A 15,842-nucleotide genomic window follows, 5' to 3' on the forward strand; every position below is an offset into this window, starting at 1 on the left:
TTTTCGCTCAAGATACAATTCCCCGATAGTGTCCACTCACCAATAAGTGGGCACCTATTTACGGATTTAAAGACAGTTATAGACGATTGTCTGTCCCCCTGTTTGTTGGTGACAGGCATTGTTCAGTTCTCTAACGCCTGTCGAATAGCAATGCACAGAATTTCATCAGAAAATGCCCTCATTTCTTGAATACTATCTTGTACCAGTTTTATTTACAGGCTCAGTCTTTCCAACTGTCAACAATGTCAGCCCAGTCTTGCATCATTTTCCGTCTTTGTTTTAGATGTTTAGAATGATCATAAGATGCTTTAGTTTTATTGGATTCAGCATGTGCTAATTGTTTCTCTATCCACGCTTCCTCATAATCCTTTTCATATAGTAAGGTTGATGCTGTGGCTCTAAAATCATGAGTAGTTACATCTTTAAGACCGATATACTCCAGCATGCTATTTAAAGTTGATGGTGAAAGCATCCCGCTACTCTTTTTGCTAAAAATAGCAGGGAACACCAGAATGCTATCACCTGATATTTCATGCTGCTGTCGTAAAACTTTATATGCTTGATCTGAAATTGGTAGTACATGGATTCTAGCTTTCTTCATCACTTCAATTGGAAATGTAATTAATTTTGATTCAAAGTCTACCCATGACCATTGCATCTTCCTGATTTCTACAGCGCGCAGCATTGTGTATAGGAGAATAAAGCCTGCATTCTTCACAGTTTGTGTGCCATTGTATTTAGGTAGACTTGTTCTTGCTTTATATCGCTCTTCTTTCGTTAATGCTCTTGCATGATTGACACGAGGACGTTTAATTACATCACGTACTGCATAAGTAGGATCATTCTCAGCACGAAGCGTTGCTATAGCATATCGAATAACACCACCAACAAATCTTCTGTTCTCAAGTGCCGCAGAAGCACCAGTAAATCTTCCATTTGATTCTTTTACAACACGATCTACAGTGTTATCAAGTATTTTAAGCACATCGGCTGCTGTTACCTCGTTTACATTCTTCTTCCCAATCACAGGTGAAATATCTTTTTCTAAAGCAATATCAAACTTCCCTTGATAGGTTTCAGACTTTGAACACATTCGTTTCAGCTTAAATTCAGCAGCAATTGTATCAAAGGTATTGGTTGTTTCAGCTAATGCTTGGGCTTTAATATTTTTACGATCTTCAACAGGGTGTATCCCTTTTGCTAGCTTTGCTCTCATTTGTTCTTTTAAAGAACGAGCCTCAGCTAAACTAATAGAAGGGTATTCACCCAAGCTCATTGATGATTCTTTGCCCTGAAAAATAAACTTGAATCGCCATACCTTAGCTCCAGTCGGTCTAATTTCTATATATAGCCGATCAGAGTCTAGTAATCGATATAATTTATCTTTTGGTTTTAAACTTTTGATTTTGGCATCTGAAAGTTTTGTAGTAGCCATTGCAAGTACTTTGAATGAAATGTTACCCGTATTATTACCCGTTTTTATAAGGAATTAAAAGAGACTAAAAAGAACTAATGAAAATAGTATTTATTTTATTTCAATTGCTTATGTTATTTAAGAGAACTGTAAGGAACTATAAAAAACATCAACCATTATTATTTTTTACAACTGTTGCTTGCGCCATAATTCAAACTTCCACAATTGCATCTATTGTGCCGTAAAACGTAACCTTTTTCCATTGTTTAGGAATTTCGCGTTTATTGCGAACTTTTGTTAAAATACATGCCTTATCTCATTCACTTAGAGTACAACGCATGTCTAAAACACGTGTGATTTATCCAGGGACCTTTGATCCAATTACCAATGGACATGTTGATTTAGTTGCAAGAGCATCAAAAATGTTTGATGAAGTTGTTGTTGCAATTGCAATTGGTCATCATAAAAATCCTGTGTTTAGTTTAGAAGAGCGTGTTGAGTTAGCCAAAGCATCATTAAGTCATTTAACCAATGTTGAGTTTGTAGGATTTGATGGCTTGTTGGTTAATTTTTTCCGTGAACAACGTGCTACAGCTGTACTTCGTGGTCTAAGAGCGATTTCTGACTTTGAATATGAATTCCAATTAGCCAATATGAATCGTCAGCTTGATCCTCATTTTGAGTCTGTATTTCTAACGCCTTCAGAGCAATACTCATTTATTTCATCGACATTAGTTCGTGAAATCGCTCGTTTAAAGGGTGATGTAACCAAGTTCGTGCCTGCTGTCGTCGTTCAGGCATTTGAGCGTAAACATCAACAAGGTTGGTAGCGTGTCTTTATATATAACAGATGAATGCATCAATTGTGATGTCTGTGAGCCTGTATGTCCCAATGAAGCAATTTATATGGGGGAATCAATCTATGAGATTGATCCTGCGCTTTGTACAGAGTGTGTGGGCCATCATGACAAACCGCAGTGCCAACTATTTTGTCCAGTTGATTGTATTCCTCTTGATCCCAATCATGTTGAGTCACAAGACCAACTGATGGAAAAATATAAAAAATTGACAGCGCAAAAAAATACAAGCAATTAACTTTGAACTTTGATAATATGCGCCTCGAAGTGGGCTGGACGGTCGCTGCTGTGGAGGTCTCCGTGACTGAAGCAGGGGAGGAAAGTCCGGGCTTCATAGGGCAGGGTGCCAGGTAACGCCTGGGCGGCGAAAGCCGACGGCAAGTGCAGCAGAGAGTAGACCGCCTCATTCGTGAGGTAAGGGTGAAAGGGTGCGGTAAGAGCGCACCGCGTGTCTGGTAACAGTTCACGGCAAGGTAAACCCCACCAGAAGCAAGACCAAATAGGAATCCTGAGGTACGGCCCGTACTGGATTCGGGTAGGTCGCTTGAGCGTATGAGTGATTGTACGCCTAGAGGAATGATCGTCCTCGACAGAACCCGGCTTATAGGCCCACTTCTAAGTTTTTTTGAAAATTGTGCTTGACGTGTGTAGCGAAAGTTAAGATAATGCGCCCACAGTTTTCGGCTATGTAGCTCAGTTGGTTAGAGCACCGCACTCATAATGCGGGGGTCACAAGTTCAAGTCTCGTCATAGCCACCATTTTATAGACCACGCTCCTGCGTGGTCTCTTTTTGTCTATTGTTTTTATAATTTTTTAAATACCTTTTTAACAAACTAATTTTACAGTTTAGTTAAGTGTTTAAATTTTTATGAAATTGCTGAAAAATGATCAAATGTGATTTAAAAGAATAAAAACTGTTCATATGTTCCGTATTTTCAACGTCATAGGCTTGACCGTTTAAGCGGAACACTAGATAATGCGCACACAGTTTACGGCTATGTAGCTCAGTTGGTTAGAGCACCGCACTCATAATGCGGGGGTCACAAGTTCAAGTCTCGTCATAGCCACCATTTTATAGATCACGCTCTTGCGTGGTTTTTTTATGCGCTTTTATTAGCTACCCAACTTATCAGGTATCAACTGAATATTATTTATGGATTTAAGGTAAAAAAGAATAGCCATCAGGTTTTCTGATGGCTTCAGTTGATTGGTTTTAATGTGATTGAATTAGAAAATTAAAGAGATATATTGATTTAGTCTCAATATATCTCAGCAGAAAAATAATATTTATAAATGCTTTTCAATCGTCGCTAGAGTTTGATGACTTTCATAAAAAGGTTTTACGATCATGGTGATAATAGGTTCTAATACACCATGTTCATCTAAGGCTACAACGACTTTAGGATAAAAACGTACAGCTTCATTTTGAAGATCTGACTCTTCAATACCAATCGCAGCAAATACATCCTCTAAGCTTTCGTCTTCATAAAAATCGTAAAAGACTTTTACGCCGTATAGAATAAGATCTTGAATATAGGAAGACTGGCGTAGCTCTTTCCAGTATTCATAAATCATTACAAAGAATTCTTCAACATCCAGAGGTGTGACTTGTTTGGTGTATTCAGATAAAGGTTTAGCTTTATTATCTTCCCAAATATTACGTGCCAAGCTCTCTAAGTCATCGTTTGAAAGTAAGCTTAAATCGGCAAGTTGTTCTTGGATAAAGCGGGCAATACTTTCTTCGATTTTCTGTTCAATGCGTTGTTGTTGACGATGTGAAAAAGTCTTTAGTTTCTGCTGCCACTGATATTTGCTTTCAGAAATTTGTTCTTCATCAGATTGTGAAAATAATTTTGGTAATTTATTTTGTAAAGTTGTGGTTGCGATATATTGGCATAATTGCTGAATTGAAGGGCTTTCTTTCAAGAAGTGGTTTAAATAATGTCGAATATTTTCTAATTCGAGAAATTTAGATAACCACATTTCAAATTGGTGATCCGAAAAAACATCTTCTAAATGTGCTGAAGACTGTAAAGAAAAAACATGCAAGCGTTGAGCAATTTCACCAATAAACTCTAATAGTCCAGCACCAAGCTGCATTTCAAAGGCATAACGCTTAACAACTGCCTGGATTTGTTCAAGCTCTATCACTTCTTTCAGTTTGATATTTGGCGCATGTTGTAGAAACAACTGAATAAACTGCTGAAAGAACTCAGGAGAAAGCTGTGTAGTAAGCTGATTTTTATAAAATGCCACTTGCTCAAGCATAAGTGCTTGAGCAAGTAATTGTGACTTTTCAGAAACAATTTTTTCAGTCATTCGCGGTCCATCCATTGACGATAGGGTAGCGTCGTTCGCGACTGAAAGCACGTGAACTAATCCGTGGGCCAATTGCACCCTGACGACGCTTGTATTCATTACGATCAACTAAGCGTATTACTTTTTCAACCACTTCAGCTTCGTAGCCTTTTGCAATTATGTCTGCTTGGCTAAGATCTTCTTCGATATAAGCGTACAGAATTGCATCAAGTACATCATAAGCAGGTAAAGAGTCTTGGTCTGTTTGATCAGGACGCAGCTCTGCTGAAGGTGGGCGAGTAATGACACGCTCAGGGATCACAGGTGTTTCACTTAATGTGTTACGGTATTTTGCTAATTCGAAGACGATGGTTTTATAGACATCTTTTAATACAGAGAAGCCACCGACCATATCACCATACAGTGTGCAATAACCGACTGAAATTTCAGACTTGTTACCTGTTGAAAGTACAAGGTTGCCAAACTTATTTGATAAACCCATGAGCAGGGTACCACGGGTACGTGCTTGTAAGTTTTCTTCCGTTGCATCCGCTGGTGTGTTGCCAAAGAACGGGAATAGGGTCTGCATGAAGCTATTTACTATTGGGTGAATCTCTGCAATACCGAAAGTTACACCCATACGACGTGCTTGTTCTGTTGCATCTTCTACACTCATTTGAGAGGTGTAAGTATAAGGCATCATCACGGCTTGTACTTTATCAGCACCAATTGCATCAACAGCAATAGCAAGTGTCAAGGCTGAATCGATTCCACCCGATAAGCCCAAGATCACACCTGGGAATCCTGAGCGTTGTACGTAGTCACGTGTTGCCATGACCAATGCTTGATAGATTTCAGCAAAAGTATCTAAAGTTGGAATTGGATTAGCAATTTTATACTGTTTTTGCTCTGCATCATATTCAGTCACATAAACAGATTCTTGAAAACTCGGTGCTTGTAATGCGAGTTCACCATTTTTGTTACTAACAAAACTTGACCCATCAAAAATAAGATCGTCCTGTCCACCAACTTGATTGACATAAACAATATTCAGATTCAGTTGTTTTGCGAGTTCATTTAATGTTTGGATGCGATGCTGTGGTTTGCCGACTTCATACGGAGAAGCATTTAAGACAAGCACAGTTTCAACATTCAGTTGGCTAAGTTGTTTGACGGTATTCAGTGACCAAACATCTTCACAAATCAGTACACCAAACTTATGACCTAAATACTCAAAAACGAGATGTTGATGGCCATCTTGGAAATAACGTTTTTCGTCAAAGACGCCATAATTTGGTAAGTTCTGTTTGTTGTATATTCCTAAAACTTGCCCATCTTTAATCACTGCGGCTGAGTTGTAACGGTGACCATCTTCAGTTTGATGTACGAAACCGAATACCATGACGATATCTTTTACTTCACTTAATTGAGCGAACGCTTTTTGAGTGCGTTTTTGTAAATTTGGGCGAAGTAATAAGTCTTCAGCTGGGTAACCTAGCGTAGAAAGTTCAGGGAAGATGATCAGATCAGCCTGTTGTTGTTTCGCTAAATTTGCTTGCTCAACCATCTTTTGAGTATTTGCGTCAATATTGCCAATATGCGGAGAAAATTGAGCAAGGGCAATTTTAAAATTTTTCATTCAAACCTAATCCTAAGTCTTAACAAGTGCTGATATACAAGTTCTTGATTTGTGTAAATATAATTTTAAAGAACGTTGTATATCATAGCGCCAAGTATTCTATATCTTAAAGAAAAATGACAAGATGTCTAATATATACTAATTGCACATTTTTCTGCGTAAAAATAACAAGTTTTTCTGTCTTAAAGAGCAACATTTTTAAATGGTTGCGTAGTGATGGTGCATGACTATGAATAAACTTAGCATTGTCATTTATTCTTTTTTTTCGTGTCACTTTCGCATACCGAAATGACAGTTCAATGACATGAATAGAAACACTCTTTTAGCTTATTTCGGTAATGGGATAAAAAAATACAAAAAATTAGAGTTTTCGTAAAATTTAAATCTATCAAAAACATAATTTTATTGAATTGAATCTTTTTTGACCGTTCGTCGGGAATCCTTTTGCTACACTTGAGTGTACAGATGTCCACTGCTATTATCCTAATTAATGTGAACATCTGTACACTAGATGTAACAGTAAAAATATGCATTTCGCATATAAAAAGAGGAAGTAGAAATGTCAGTTGTATTTTTTCCAGTAATTGCGTTTGGTTTAGCTGTTGTAGTTGGTCGTATTGGTACTTTAATGTTCCAAGAGCAAGTACAAGAGTCAGAGTAAGTTTGATTAATTAAACTTTTGATGAGAGGTAATAAGTTATGATGATTCCAACAATCTTATATCCAGTAATTGCTTTTGGATTGGCAATTGGTGTGGGACGTATCGGTACAATTGTGAAAGATGCGATGCGTGTAGATTTTACGACTGAAATGGATGATAGTCATGAACTTAGCTCAGAGAGCACTAAAAACACAGCAGCATAGAATTGCTAATGATGTTTCAAGCTGAAAAGCCCTGTAAATAAACGACAGGGTTTTTTATTGATTCAAAATAATATTTGGAATCTTCTTTAAAAAAATATCTCGTGCAATATCACCTTGTTGTTCAATGTTGTAACTGGTGAAAGTCTTGGTTTGAATAAATTGATAATGATAGGGATTATACTTTTTAAAACTAAGATAGTAGCCTATTTGTAACAACATTCCTTTTAAGATGACATTGGTTTTTTGCTGAAATTGCAAGATGTGGGCGAGTTCATGAATAAAAATTGCCTGAAGATCTAATGAGCATTTTGAATAATCCTTATAAAAATGTTGTTTATGTACAAATAGATTACCGTTTGGCGCCATAAAAATATTAACAGGCTGCCAAGGGAGATAGGGGATATTGAAAATCTTAACTTCTGCATAGTTAATCAAGTCACCAAATACGGGGCGTGCCATGGCGATTTCGCCCGACGTCATTCCACGATATTGGAACTCATTCATTTTAAGATAAAAGATTAGGTTTGCAATGAAGCCTGCCTTTAATCTTTGTATATATGTTTGAAATGATTTGATCATTTGAACTATAGATAGGAAAAGTGAGGGTGATCAGAATATTTTAGAATAAAAAAACCTCAGTTAGAACTGAGGTTTTACGACCACTAAGATGACCACGGCAAATAAGATCAAGGTTGGCATTTCATTAAAAAAACGCCAGAACTTGTGCGATTTATAGTGCGCATTACCAATTAGCTTTTTGCGGTAATAACCACAGACAAAGTGGTAAATCACCAATAATCCAACCAGACCGACTTTGAGATAAAACCATAAGGCTTCATGATAATGTCGGGTCGCATCCCCCCAGTCAACGAGAAAGTGGGCGGTAATTAATGTGGCAATCATCGATGGCCACATAATTCCACGATACAACTTGCGTTCCATCACTTCAAAGCGTTGATGACTAACGGTATCTTCGCTCATGGCATGATAAACATAAAGACGTGGTAAGTAGAACAATGCAGCGAACCAGCAAACCACAGCAATAATATGTAATGCTTTTACCCACAAGAAAGCATCAGAAGGTGCATCCATTGATAATCCTACGCAGGATTATGCATCCCACTTCTTGAAAATAAGGCAAGCGTTTACGCCGCCAAAACCAAAACTGTTACTCATCACAGTATTCAATTTTGCATCACGTTTTTCAAGTACAATATCGAAACCTTGTGCGCCTTCATCAAGCTCAGTCACGTTGATGTTTGGAGCAATAAAGTCATTTTGCATCATCAATACAGAATAAATCGCTTCTTGAACACCTGCAGCACCTAAGCTGTGACCCGTCATTGATTTAGTTGAACTAAGTGGTGGAACTTGTCCTTCCCCAAATGCACGCTCCATTGCTTTAAGCTCAGTTACGTCACCTGCTGGTGTTGATGTACCATGTGTGTTGACATAATCGATCTGTTCTACACCGTGCTGTTTTGCTTCATCTAATGCCATGGTGATACAACGTGTAGCACCTTCACCACTCGGTGCAACCATATCTGCACCGTCGCTGTTCGCTGCATAAGCAACAACTTCAGCTAAGATGTTCGCACCACGTGCTTGTGCATGTTCAAGTGATTCAAGAATAACGAAACCACCGCCGCCAGCGATGACAAAACCATCACGATCCGCTGAGTAAGGACGAGATGCAGTTTCAGGAGTATCATTATATTTAGAACACAATGCACCCATAGCATCAAAAAGTAAGCTTTGCGACCAGTGATCTTCTTCACCGCCACCAGCAAGCATCAGATCTTGCTTACCCAATTGAATTAAGTTGTAAGCATAACCAATTGCATCAGCAGAAGTTGCACAGGCACTGGTAATCGAGTGTGCAATACCTTGTAGTTTTAGTGCAACACCCACATTGGCAGTAATGGTATTACTCATATTACGGGGAACAAAGAAAGGGCCAATTTTACGTGCGCCTTTTTCTTCTAATAGCTTAACCATCTCTGCAACTGATGCAGTTGAGTTACCGCCGCTACCACCTGCAATACCATAACGAGGGTTATTTGCTAGATCTTCTTGTTTTAGACCCGCATGTTCTACCGCTGCAATCGCTGCGTTATAAGCATACATTGCACATACACCCATAAAACGCTTGATTTTACGATCAATACCATCAAAATCCTGTTCAGCAGCAGCGCTGACATGACTTTTAAAATTTAATTCGGCATAAGTTGGATTAAAACGTGTTCCTGAGATTCCATTTTTTAAAGAATGAGTGACATCTTCTAAAGAGTTACCGATACATGAGTTAATGCCCATACCAGTGATTACAACACGTTTCATTTACAGATCCCTTTTATGGTAATACGAAGCCTTGTGCATATCGCTATAAGTACAAATCAGGAGAAAATAACGATTTAAATGGCTTATGAGTGAATGACACCATCATAGCAGAAAGGTTTTTTATTTCTTATGGCAAATTTTATGCCTATTTCTAGTTGTGTAAATATTCGTAAATATAAATGTAGTTGAGACAAAAGGTAATGAAAGAACACAGATAAAAGTTGAGATAAATTTGCATTCAACCTAGTATCTACCTAGAGATGCAAAGATTATAGAACAGAGGTACTTGATGACAAAATCTAAAAACAAGCAATCTTCAGGTTTATTTACCCAAGCCTTTGGAGTGGCTAAAAAGCTCAGTTCAGAAATACAAAAACTTCAAACTGCTCCTAAAACATTAGCAACTGGATCTACAGATTCATCGAATGTGATCGAAGGGAAGGCGCATTTTAAAAGCCCATTTGAGATTGAGCAATACGAAAGCCCGCAACATATGTTACGTCAACAGCTGCCTAAATTGTCCCATCAACTTTTGGGTCGCCATTATACAAAAGTAAATAATGTTGCCTCTTTCATTTCACCTGACATGGGCGAAAAAGTTTCTGATTATTTATTTCAGTGGTTGAATGAATTTAGCTCGAATACTTCACTTACGGAAAAGATTCTGGAAGAAGCAGGGGTAAAAGATATTACCGAACTCACTCAAGATACGGGGCGTTCTCAACGTTTAAGTCAGGCATTAATCGAACAAAATAAATTATTAGCCGCTGCGCAAGGCGTTATCACGGGTGCTACAGGAGTTTGGGGTGCAGCTGTTGATATTCCTGCCTCGATTGTTCTAGCACTAAGAACAATTTATCAAACGGGTCGCTCTCATGGCTTTGATTTGGCCGATGAGGCAGATCAAGAAGTGGTTGCCTTTATTTTTAAAGAAATTGATTTGGGTATTATTGCTGAAAAACAAACAGTATTGATTGCATTAAAAGCGTTGAAGTCGATGTTAGAAACCCATGACTTACAACAGTTTCAGCAGTTGCTTGGATCGAGCAACGATGTTGAACTTGTAAAGAAATGGTTAGTTGATGAGGAAGGACAGTTTAAATGGGGGTGGTTAAATCATATCCCTCAAGCATCTGTGATTGGTAAATTAACGCCAGTTGCTGGTGCTGCTTTAGGTGGCTTTTATAGTTGGCGTTTACTCGAAGATGTTGGACACAAGGCACAATCTGTTTTCGGGGCAGCGCGTTTTTATTTGAATGAATATCCGAATGAAAATCTTTCACCCTTAGAAGCCTATTACAAAGCGGAAGCATTATTGAGAAAGTCAAATTCACGATTGTTAAATGCAACAGAGACTACGACAAATGCAATAAGTAGTGTTGATGAAAGCAAAAATGATGTGATTACCAATGTTTCAGTGCAATCTAAAGATCATGCTGCTAAAGAAATTCAGACGAATGAAAACGTTGAGCAGGGTATTGAACAGCTTGCATCGGAGCATGTGGTCAAGCACGAACATACTGAACAGCAACCTGCTTTGAAAGAGCAATCAAATGAATTACTCAGTTCTGATGAAGCTGAACTATCTACTGAACCCAAAACAATTGATATTGAACCTACATCAACGAAACATAGTTAATTATTTGTTGGTATGATTTAGACATCAATAAAACAACAAAATTATAGAAATGGTCAGCAGTTGCTTTATCTTGCATTGTTGACCATTTTTACTTCTTGGCTTACAATTGTGTGCCCTTAAAAAGAGGTGTTTTTCTTTTTAAGGTTGTTTAATCACGGGAGAATTGCCAAATGGCAACAACAAATCAGTTGATCCGTAAGGGTCGTACAACTTTGATTGAAAAATCAAAAGTTCCTGCGTTGAAGGCTTGTCCACAACGTCGTGGTGTATGTACACGTGTATATACGACTACTCCTAAAAAACCTAACTCAGCAATGCGTAAGGTTTGCCGTGTTCGCTTAACTTCTGGTTTTGAAGTATCAAGCTATATCGGTGGTGAAGGTCATAACTTACAAGAGCACAGTGTTGTTCTAATCCGTGGTGGTCGTGTTAAAGACTTACCAGGTGTACGTTACCATACCGTTCGTGGTTCTTTAGACTGTGCTGGCGTGAAAGATCGTAACCAGTCACGTTCTAAATACGGTGCTAAACGTCCTAAGAAGTAATTCTAGGCAACCAGCCCAAACAACCCTTTAGCGTTTCGCTTGTTTGAATTCTTCATAGATTTGTAATTCAAGCGACGTATAGTAAGGCCAGCGTAGCGTACATGGCACTTGTACAAACTGCTGGATCATCCTGAAGTGTCATAATATTAGGTGTATTAAAATGCCAAGACGTCGCGTAGTCGCTGCTCGTGAGATCCTTCCAGATCCAAAATTTAGCAGCCAAACAATCGCTAAATTCATGAACCACGTAATGCAAGATGGTAAAAAATCTGTAGCTGAAGGTATCGTTTACGGTGCTTTAGAACGTGTTCAAGAAAAAAACAAAGTAGACCCAGTTGAATTTTTCGAGACTACTCTTGAGAAAGTTCGTCCTATGGTCGAAGTAAAAGCACGCCGTGTTGGTGGTGCTACTTATCAAGTACCTATGGAAGTACGCCCATCCCGTCGTACTGCCTTAGCAATGCGTTGGTTAGTAGATGCTGCTGCTAAGCGTTCTGAAAAAACGATGGCTTTACGTCTTGCTGGTGAGTTGCTTGATGCAGCTGAAGGTAAAGGTGCAGCGATCAAAAAACGTGAAGACGTGCATCGTATGGCTGAAGCCAACAAAGCCTTCTCTCACTACCGTTTCTAAACGGATAAAACAGTCCCTAATCAGGAGAATATTCATGCGTACAGCAGCTCGATTCAACATCGCTCTTTATCAAAGTGGGAGCTTTGCGGGTATTTAAGTTGCCTGCTTGGATATTCGTGCGCATCAATTTAATTGATGCGTCCTGTTTTAAAGATAACATTTAGGAATGTAAGACATCATGGCTCGCCAAACCCCGATTACTCGTTACCGTAACATTGGTATTTCTGCGCACATTGACGCAGGTAAAACAACTACAACTGAACGTATCTTGTTCTACACAGGTGTATCTCACAAAATTGGTGAAGTACACGACGGTGCAGCAACAATGGACTGGATGGAACAAGAGCAAGAGCGTGGTATTACCATTACTTCTGCTGCTACGACTTGTTTCTGGTCTGGTATGGGCAACCAATTCGAACAACACCGTATCAACGTAATTGATACACCGGGACACGTTGACTTCACAATTGAAGTTGAGCGTTCTATGCGTGTTCTTGACGGTGCGTGCATGGTTTACTGTGCTGTTGGTGGTGTTCAACCTCAGTCTGAAACTGTATGGCGTCAAGCTAACAAATATAAAGTGCCTCGTTTAGCATTCGTGAACAAGATGGACCGTACTGGTGCAAACTTCTTCCGTGCTGTAGAGCAAGTTAAAACTCGTTTAGGCGGTAACCCTGTACCTATCGTTGTACCAATCGGTGCAGAAGATACATTTGCAGGTGTTGTAGATCTTATCGAAATGAAAGCGATTATCTGGGATGAACCATCTCAAGGTATGAAGTTTGAATATGGTGAGATTCCTGCTGACCTAGTTGATACTGCTAACGAATGGCGTACTAACATGGTTGAAGCGGCTGCTGAAGCTTCTGAAGAGTTAATGGACAAGTACCTTGAAGAGGGTGATCTTTCTAAAGAAGACATCGTTGCAGGTTTACGTGCTCGTACATTAGCATCTGAAATCCAAGTGATGCTTTGTGGTTCAGCGTTCAAAAACAAAGGTGTTCAACGTATGTTGGATGCTGTGATTGAATTCTTACCATCGCCAACAGAAGTTAAAGCGATCGAAGGTATCCTTGACGATAAAGCTGAAACTAAAGCATCTCGTGAAGCATCTGACGAAGCTCCGTTCTCTGCGCTTGCGTTCAAAATCATGAACGACAAATTCGTTGGTAACTTAACTTTCGTACGTGTTTATTCTGGTGTTCTTAAACAAGGTGACCCAGTATATAACCCAGTTAAGTCTAAGCGTGAACGTATCGGTCGTATCGTGCAAATGCATGCGAATGAGCGTCAAGATCTTGATGAAATCCGTGCAGGTGATATCGCAGCGTGTGTAGGTCTTAAAGACGTTACAACTGGTGATACATTATGTGATGAGAAAAACATCATTACACTTGAGCGTATGGAATTCCCTGAGCCAGTAATTTCATTGGCTGTTGAACCAAAAACTAAAGCTGACCAAGAAAAAATGTCAATTGCTTTAGGTCGTTTGGCGAAAGAAGATCCATCGTTCCGTGTACGTACTGACGAAGAATCTGGTCAAACAATTATTGCTGGTATGGGTGAGCTTCACCTTGACATCATCGTTGACCGTATGAAACGTGAGTTCGGTGTTGAAGCGAATATCGGTAAACCAATGGTTGCTTATCGTGAAACGATTAAGAAAACTGTTGAGCAAGAAGGTAAATTCGTACGTCAAACAGGTGGTAAAGGTAAATTCGGTCATGTATATGTTCGTTTAGAGCCACTTGATGTTGAAGCTGCTGGTAAAGAATACGAATTCGCTGAAGAAGTTGTTGGTGGTGTAGTACCAAAAGAATTCTTCGGTGCAGTTGATAAAGGTATTCAAGAGCGTATGAAGAATGGTGTCTTGGCTGGTTACCCAGTTGTAGGCGTTAAAGCTGTTCTTTTTGACGGTTCTTACCACGATGTCGACTCTGATGAATTGTCGTTCAAAATGGCTGGTTCTTATGCGTTCCGTGATGGTTTCATGAAAGCAGATCCAATTCTTCTTGAACCTATCATGAAAGTTGAAGTAGAAACTCCAGAAGACTACATGGGCGATATCATGGGTGACTTAAACCGTCGTCGTGGTATGGTTCAAGGTATGGACGATCTTCCTGGTGGAACTAAAGCAATTAAAGCAGAAGTTCCATTGGCTGAGATGTTTGGTTACGCGACTCAAATGCGTTCTATGTCTCAAGGTCGTGCGACATACTCTATGGAATTTGCTAAATATGCTGAAACTCCACGTAACGTGGCTGAAGGCATCATCGCTAAGTTCCAAGCTGGCGGTAAAAAAGGTGACGACGAGTAATCTTTCGATTACTATATTACCCAACTAAAATTTAGTTAAAAAACCAAGTGCTCATGGGCGACCCTCATGAGCAGTTTATAAAGGAAGATCATCATGGCTAAAGCCAAGTTTGAACGTAATAAACCACACGTAAACGTGGGTACAATTGGTCACGTTGACCATGGTAAAACAACTTTAACTGCTGCGATTGCAACTATCTGTGCAAAAACTTACGGCGGTGAAGCGAAAGATTACTCACAAATCGACTCAGCTCCTGAAGAAAAAGCACGTGGTATTACAATTAATACTTCACACGTAGAATACGATTCTCCAATCCGTCACTACGCTCACGTAGACTGCCCGGGCCACGCCGATTATGTTAAAAACATGATTACTGGTGCTGCTCAGATGGACGGCGCGATCCTTGTGTGTGCTGCGACTGATGGTCCAATGCCACAAACTCGTGAACACATCCTTCTTTCACGTCAGGTTGGTGTACCTTACATCATCGTATTCTTAAACAAGTGTGATCTTGTTGATGATGAAGAATTACTTGAATTAGTAGAAATGGAAGTTCGTGAACTTCTTTCTACTTATGACTTCCCAGGTGATGATACTCCAATCATCCGTGGTTCAGCTCTTCAAGCATTAAACGGTAACGACGGTCCTTACGGCGAAGCTTCTGTTCTTGCACTTGTAGAAGCGCTTGACTCTTACATCCCAGAGCCAGAGCGTGCAATCGATAAAGCATTCTTGATGCCGATCGAAGACGTATTCTCGATTTCTGGTCGTGGTACAGTAGTAACTGGCCGTGTTGAAGCGGGTATCATCAAAGTAGGTGAAACTGTTGAGATTGTTGGTATTCGTGATACAGTTGCAACGACTGTAACTGGCGTTGAAATGTTCCGTAAACTTCTTGACGAAGGCCGTGCGGGCGAGAACTGTGGTATCCTTCTTCGTGGTACCAAGCGTGAAGATGTACAACGTGGTCAGGTACTTGCTAAACCAGGTACAATCAAGCCACACACTAAATTCGATGCGGAAGTATACGTACTTTCTAAAGAAGAAGGTGGTCGTCACACTCCATTCCTTAATGGTTACCGTCCACAGTTCTACTTCCGTACAACTGACGTAACTGGCGCGATCAAATTACAAGATGGCGTTGAAATGGTTATGCCTGGTGACAACGTTGAGATGTCAGTAGAGTTAATCCACCCGATCGCAATGGACCCAGGTCTACGTTTTGCGATCCGTGAAGGTGGTCGTACTGTAGGTGCTGGTGTTGTTGCGAAAGTAACTGCATAATCGCCTAGAGTGA

The 15,842-nt window shown here is 39.6% G+C and carries 14 protein-coding genes, 2 tRNA genes and 1 other RNA gene; 11 read left to right on the plus strand and 6 right to left on the minus strand.

Annotated elements, in window-relative coordinates; all coding sequences use genetic code 11:
- Positions 1-220: 220 nt before the first annotated feature.
- A complete protein-coding gene (locus tag CDG55_RS04955) occupies positions 221-1,435 on the minus strand; it encodes a tyrosine-type recombinase/integrase (protein WP_087537389.1) in 1,215 nt (404 codons plus the stop codon).
- Between the two features lie 317 nt (positions 1,436-1,752).
- Between CDG55_RS04955 and coaD the strand changes: the two genes are divergently transcribed.
- The 5 genes from coaD (at position 1,753) to CDG55_RS04980 (ending at position 3,342) form a co-directional block, all read left to right on the plus strand.
- Entirely contained in the window at positions 1,753-2,244 is a 492-nt protein-coding gene (gene coaD, locus CDG55_RS04960) for a pantetheine-phosphate adenylyltransferase (protein WP_004913971.1), read from the plus strand.
- 1 nt (position 2,245) lies between these two features.
- Positions 2,246-2,509, plus strand: a complete 264-nt coding sequence (locus tag CDG55_RS04965; protein ID WP_004913970.1) for a YfhL family 4Fe-4S dicluster ferredoxin — start codon at positions 2,246-2,248, stop codon at positions 2,507-2,509.
- Positions 2,510-2,535: 26 nt separating this feature from the next.
- Positions 2,536-2,891: RNase P RNA component class A (rnpB, locus tag CDG55_RS04970), an RNA gene on the plus strand.
- 62 nt (positions 2,892-2,953) lie between these two features.
- Positions 2,954-3,030: transfer RNA gene (locus CDG55_RS04975), tRNA-Met, on the plus strand.
- 235 nt (positions 3,031-3,265) lie between these two features.
- Positions 3,266-3,342 (plus strand) — tRNA-Met (locus CDG55_RS04980).
- A 217-nt stretch (positions 3,343-3,559) separates the two neighbouring features.
- Here the strand turns inward: CDG55_RS04980 and CDG55_RS04985 are convergent.
- Together CDG55_RS04985 and CDG55_RS04990 are read right to left on the minus strand one after the other, a co-directional pair.
- Positions 3,560-4,591, minus strand: a complete 1,032-nt coding sequence (locus CDG55_RS04985; protein ID WP_005217857.1) for a hypothetical protein — start codon at positions 4,589-4,591, stop codon at positions 3,560-3,562.
- Positions 4,584-6,209, minus strand: coding sequence for an NAD+ synthase (locus CDG55_RS04990; RefSeq protein ID WP_087537388.1), 1,626 nt, complete (start codon positions 6,207-6,209; stop codon positions 4,584-4,586). The genes CDG55_RS04985 and CDG55_RS04990 overlap by 8 nt, the downstream gene beginning before the upstream one ends.
- A gap of 699 nt (positions 6,210-6,908) precedes the next feature.
- Between CDG55_RS04990 and CDG55_RS15330 the strand changes: the two genes are divergently transcribed.
- On the plus strand, positions 6,909-7,073 hold the full coding sequence (locus CDG55_RS15330) for a hypothetical protein (protein WP_005158326.1): 165 nt from the start codon (positions 6,909-6,911) through the stop codon (positions 7,071-7,073).
- Positions 7,074-7,127: 54 nt separating this feature from the next.
- Here CDG55_RS15330 and CDG55_RS05000 read toward each other — a convergent pair whose 3' ends face one another.
- Genes CDG55_RS05000 through CDG55_RS05010 form a run of 3 tightly spaced genes read right to left on the minus strand, consistent with a single transcriptional unit; the run spans position 7,128 to position 9,413 of the window.
- Complete coding sequence (locus CDG55_RS05000) at positions 7,128-7,652, minus strand: hypothetical protein (RefSeq protein ID WP_087537387.1); 525 nt, start codon at positions 7,650-7,652, stop codon at positions 7,128-7,130.
- A gap of 60 nt (positions 7,653-7,712) precedes the next feature.
- On the minus strand, positions 7,713-8,165 hold the full coding sequence (hemJ, locus tag CDG55_RS05005; RefSeq protein ID WP_005158314.1) for a protoporphyrinogen oxidase HemJ: 453 nt from the start codon (positions 8,163-8,165) through the stop codon (positions 7,713-7,715).
- Between the two features lie 18 nt (positions 8,166-8,183).
- The gene (locus CDG55_RS05010) at positions 8,184-9,413 is read right to left on the minus strand and encodes a beta-ketoacyl synthase N-terminal-like domain-containing protein (protein ID WP_087537386.1); all 1,230 of its coding nucleotides are present in this window, start codon (positions 9,411-9,413) and stop codon (positions 8,184-8,186) included.
- A 289-nt stretch (positions 9,414-9,702) separates the two neighbouring features.
- On the opposite strand from CDG55_RS05010, the gene CDG55_RS05015 reads away from it, so the two are divergent.
- The 5 genes from CDG55_RS05015 to tuf all read left to right on the plus strand — a co-directional run bounded on the left by CDG55_RS05015 (position 9,703) and on the right by tuf (position 15,829).
- Entirely contained in the window at positions 9,703-11,052 is a 1,350-nt protein-coding gene (locus CDG55_RS05015; protein WP_087537385.1) for an EcsC family protein, read from the plus strand.
- A 170-nt stretch (positions 11,053-11,222) separates the two neighbouring features.
- A complete protein-coding gene (gene rpsL, locus CDG55_RS05020) occupies positions 11,223-11,597 on the plus strand; it encodes a 30S ribosomal protein S12 (protein ID WP_004638184.1) in 375 nt (124 codons plus the stop codon).
- A 160-nt stretch (positions 11,598-11,757) separates the two neighbouring features.
- Positions 11,758-12,228 (plus strand): 30S ribosomal protein S7, encoded by a 471-nt coding sequence (gene rpsG / locus CDG55_RS05025; RefSeq protein WP_004638185.1) that lies wholly within the window; start codon positions 11,758-11,760, stop codon positions 12,226-12,228.
- Between the two features lie 178 nt (positions 12,229-12,406).
- A complete protein-coding gene (fusA, locus tag CDG55_RS05030) occupies positions 12,407-14,545 on the plus strand; it encodes an elongation factor G (protein WP_004913954.1) in 2,139 nt (712 codons plus the stop codon).
- Positions 14,546-14,638: 93 nt separating this feature from the next.
- Positions 14,639-15,829 (plus strand): elongation factor Tu, encoded by a 1,191-nt coding sequence (gene tuf, locus CDG55_RS05035; RefSeq protein ID WP_111313908.1) that lies wholly within the window; start codon positions 14,639-14,641, stop codon positions 15,827-15,829.
- Positions 15,830-15,842 lie beyond the last annotated feature (13 nt).

Source organism: Acinetobacter sp. WCHA45 (assembly GCF_002165255.2).
Lineage (GTDB): Bacteria > Pseudomonadota > Gammaproteobacteria > Pseudomonadales > Moraxellaceae > Acinetobacter.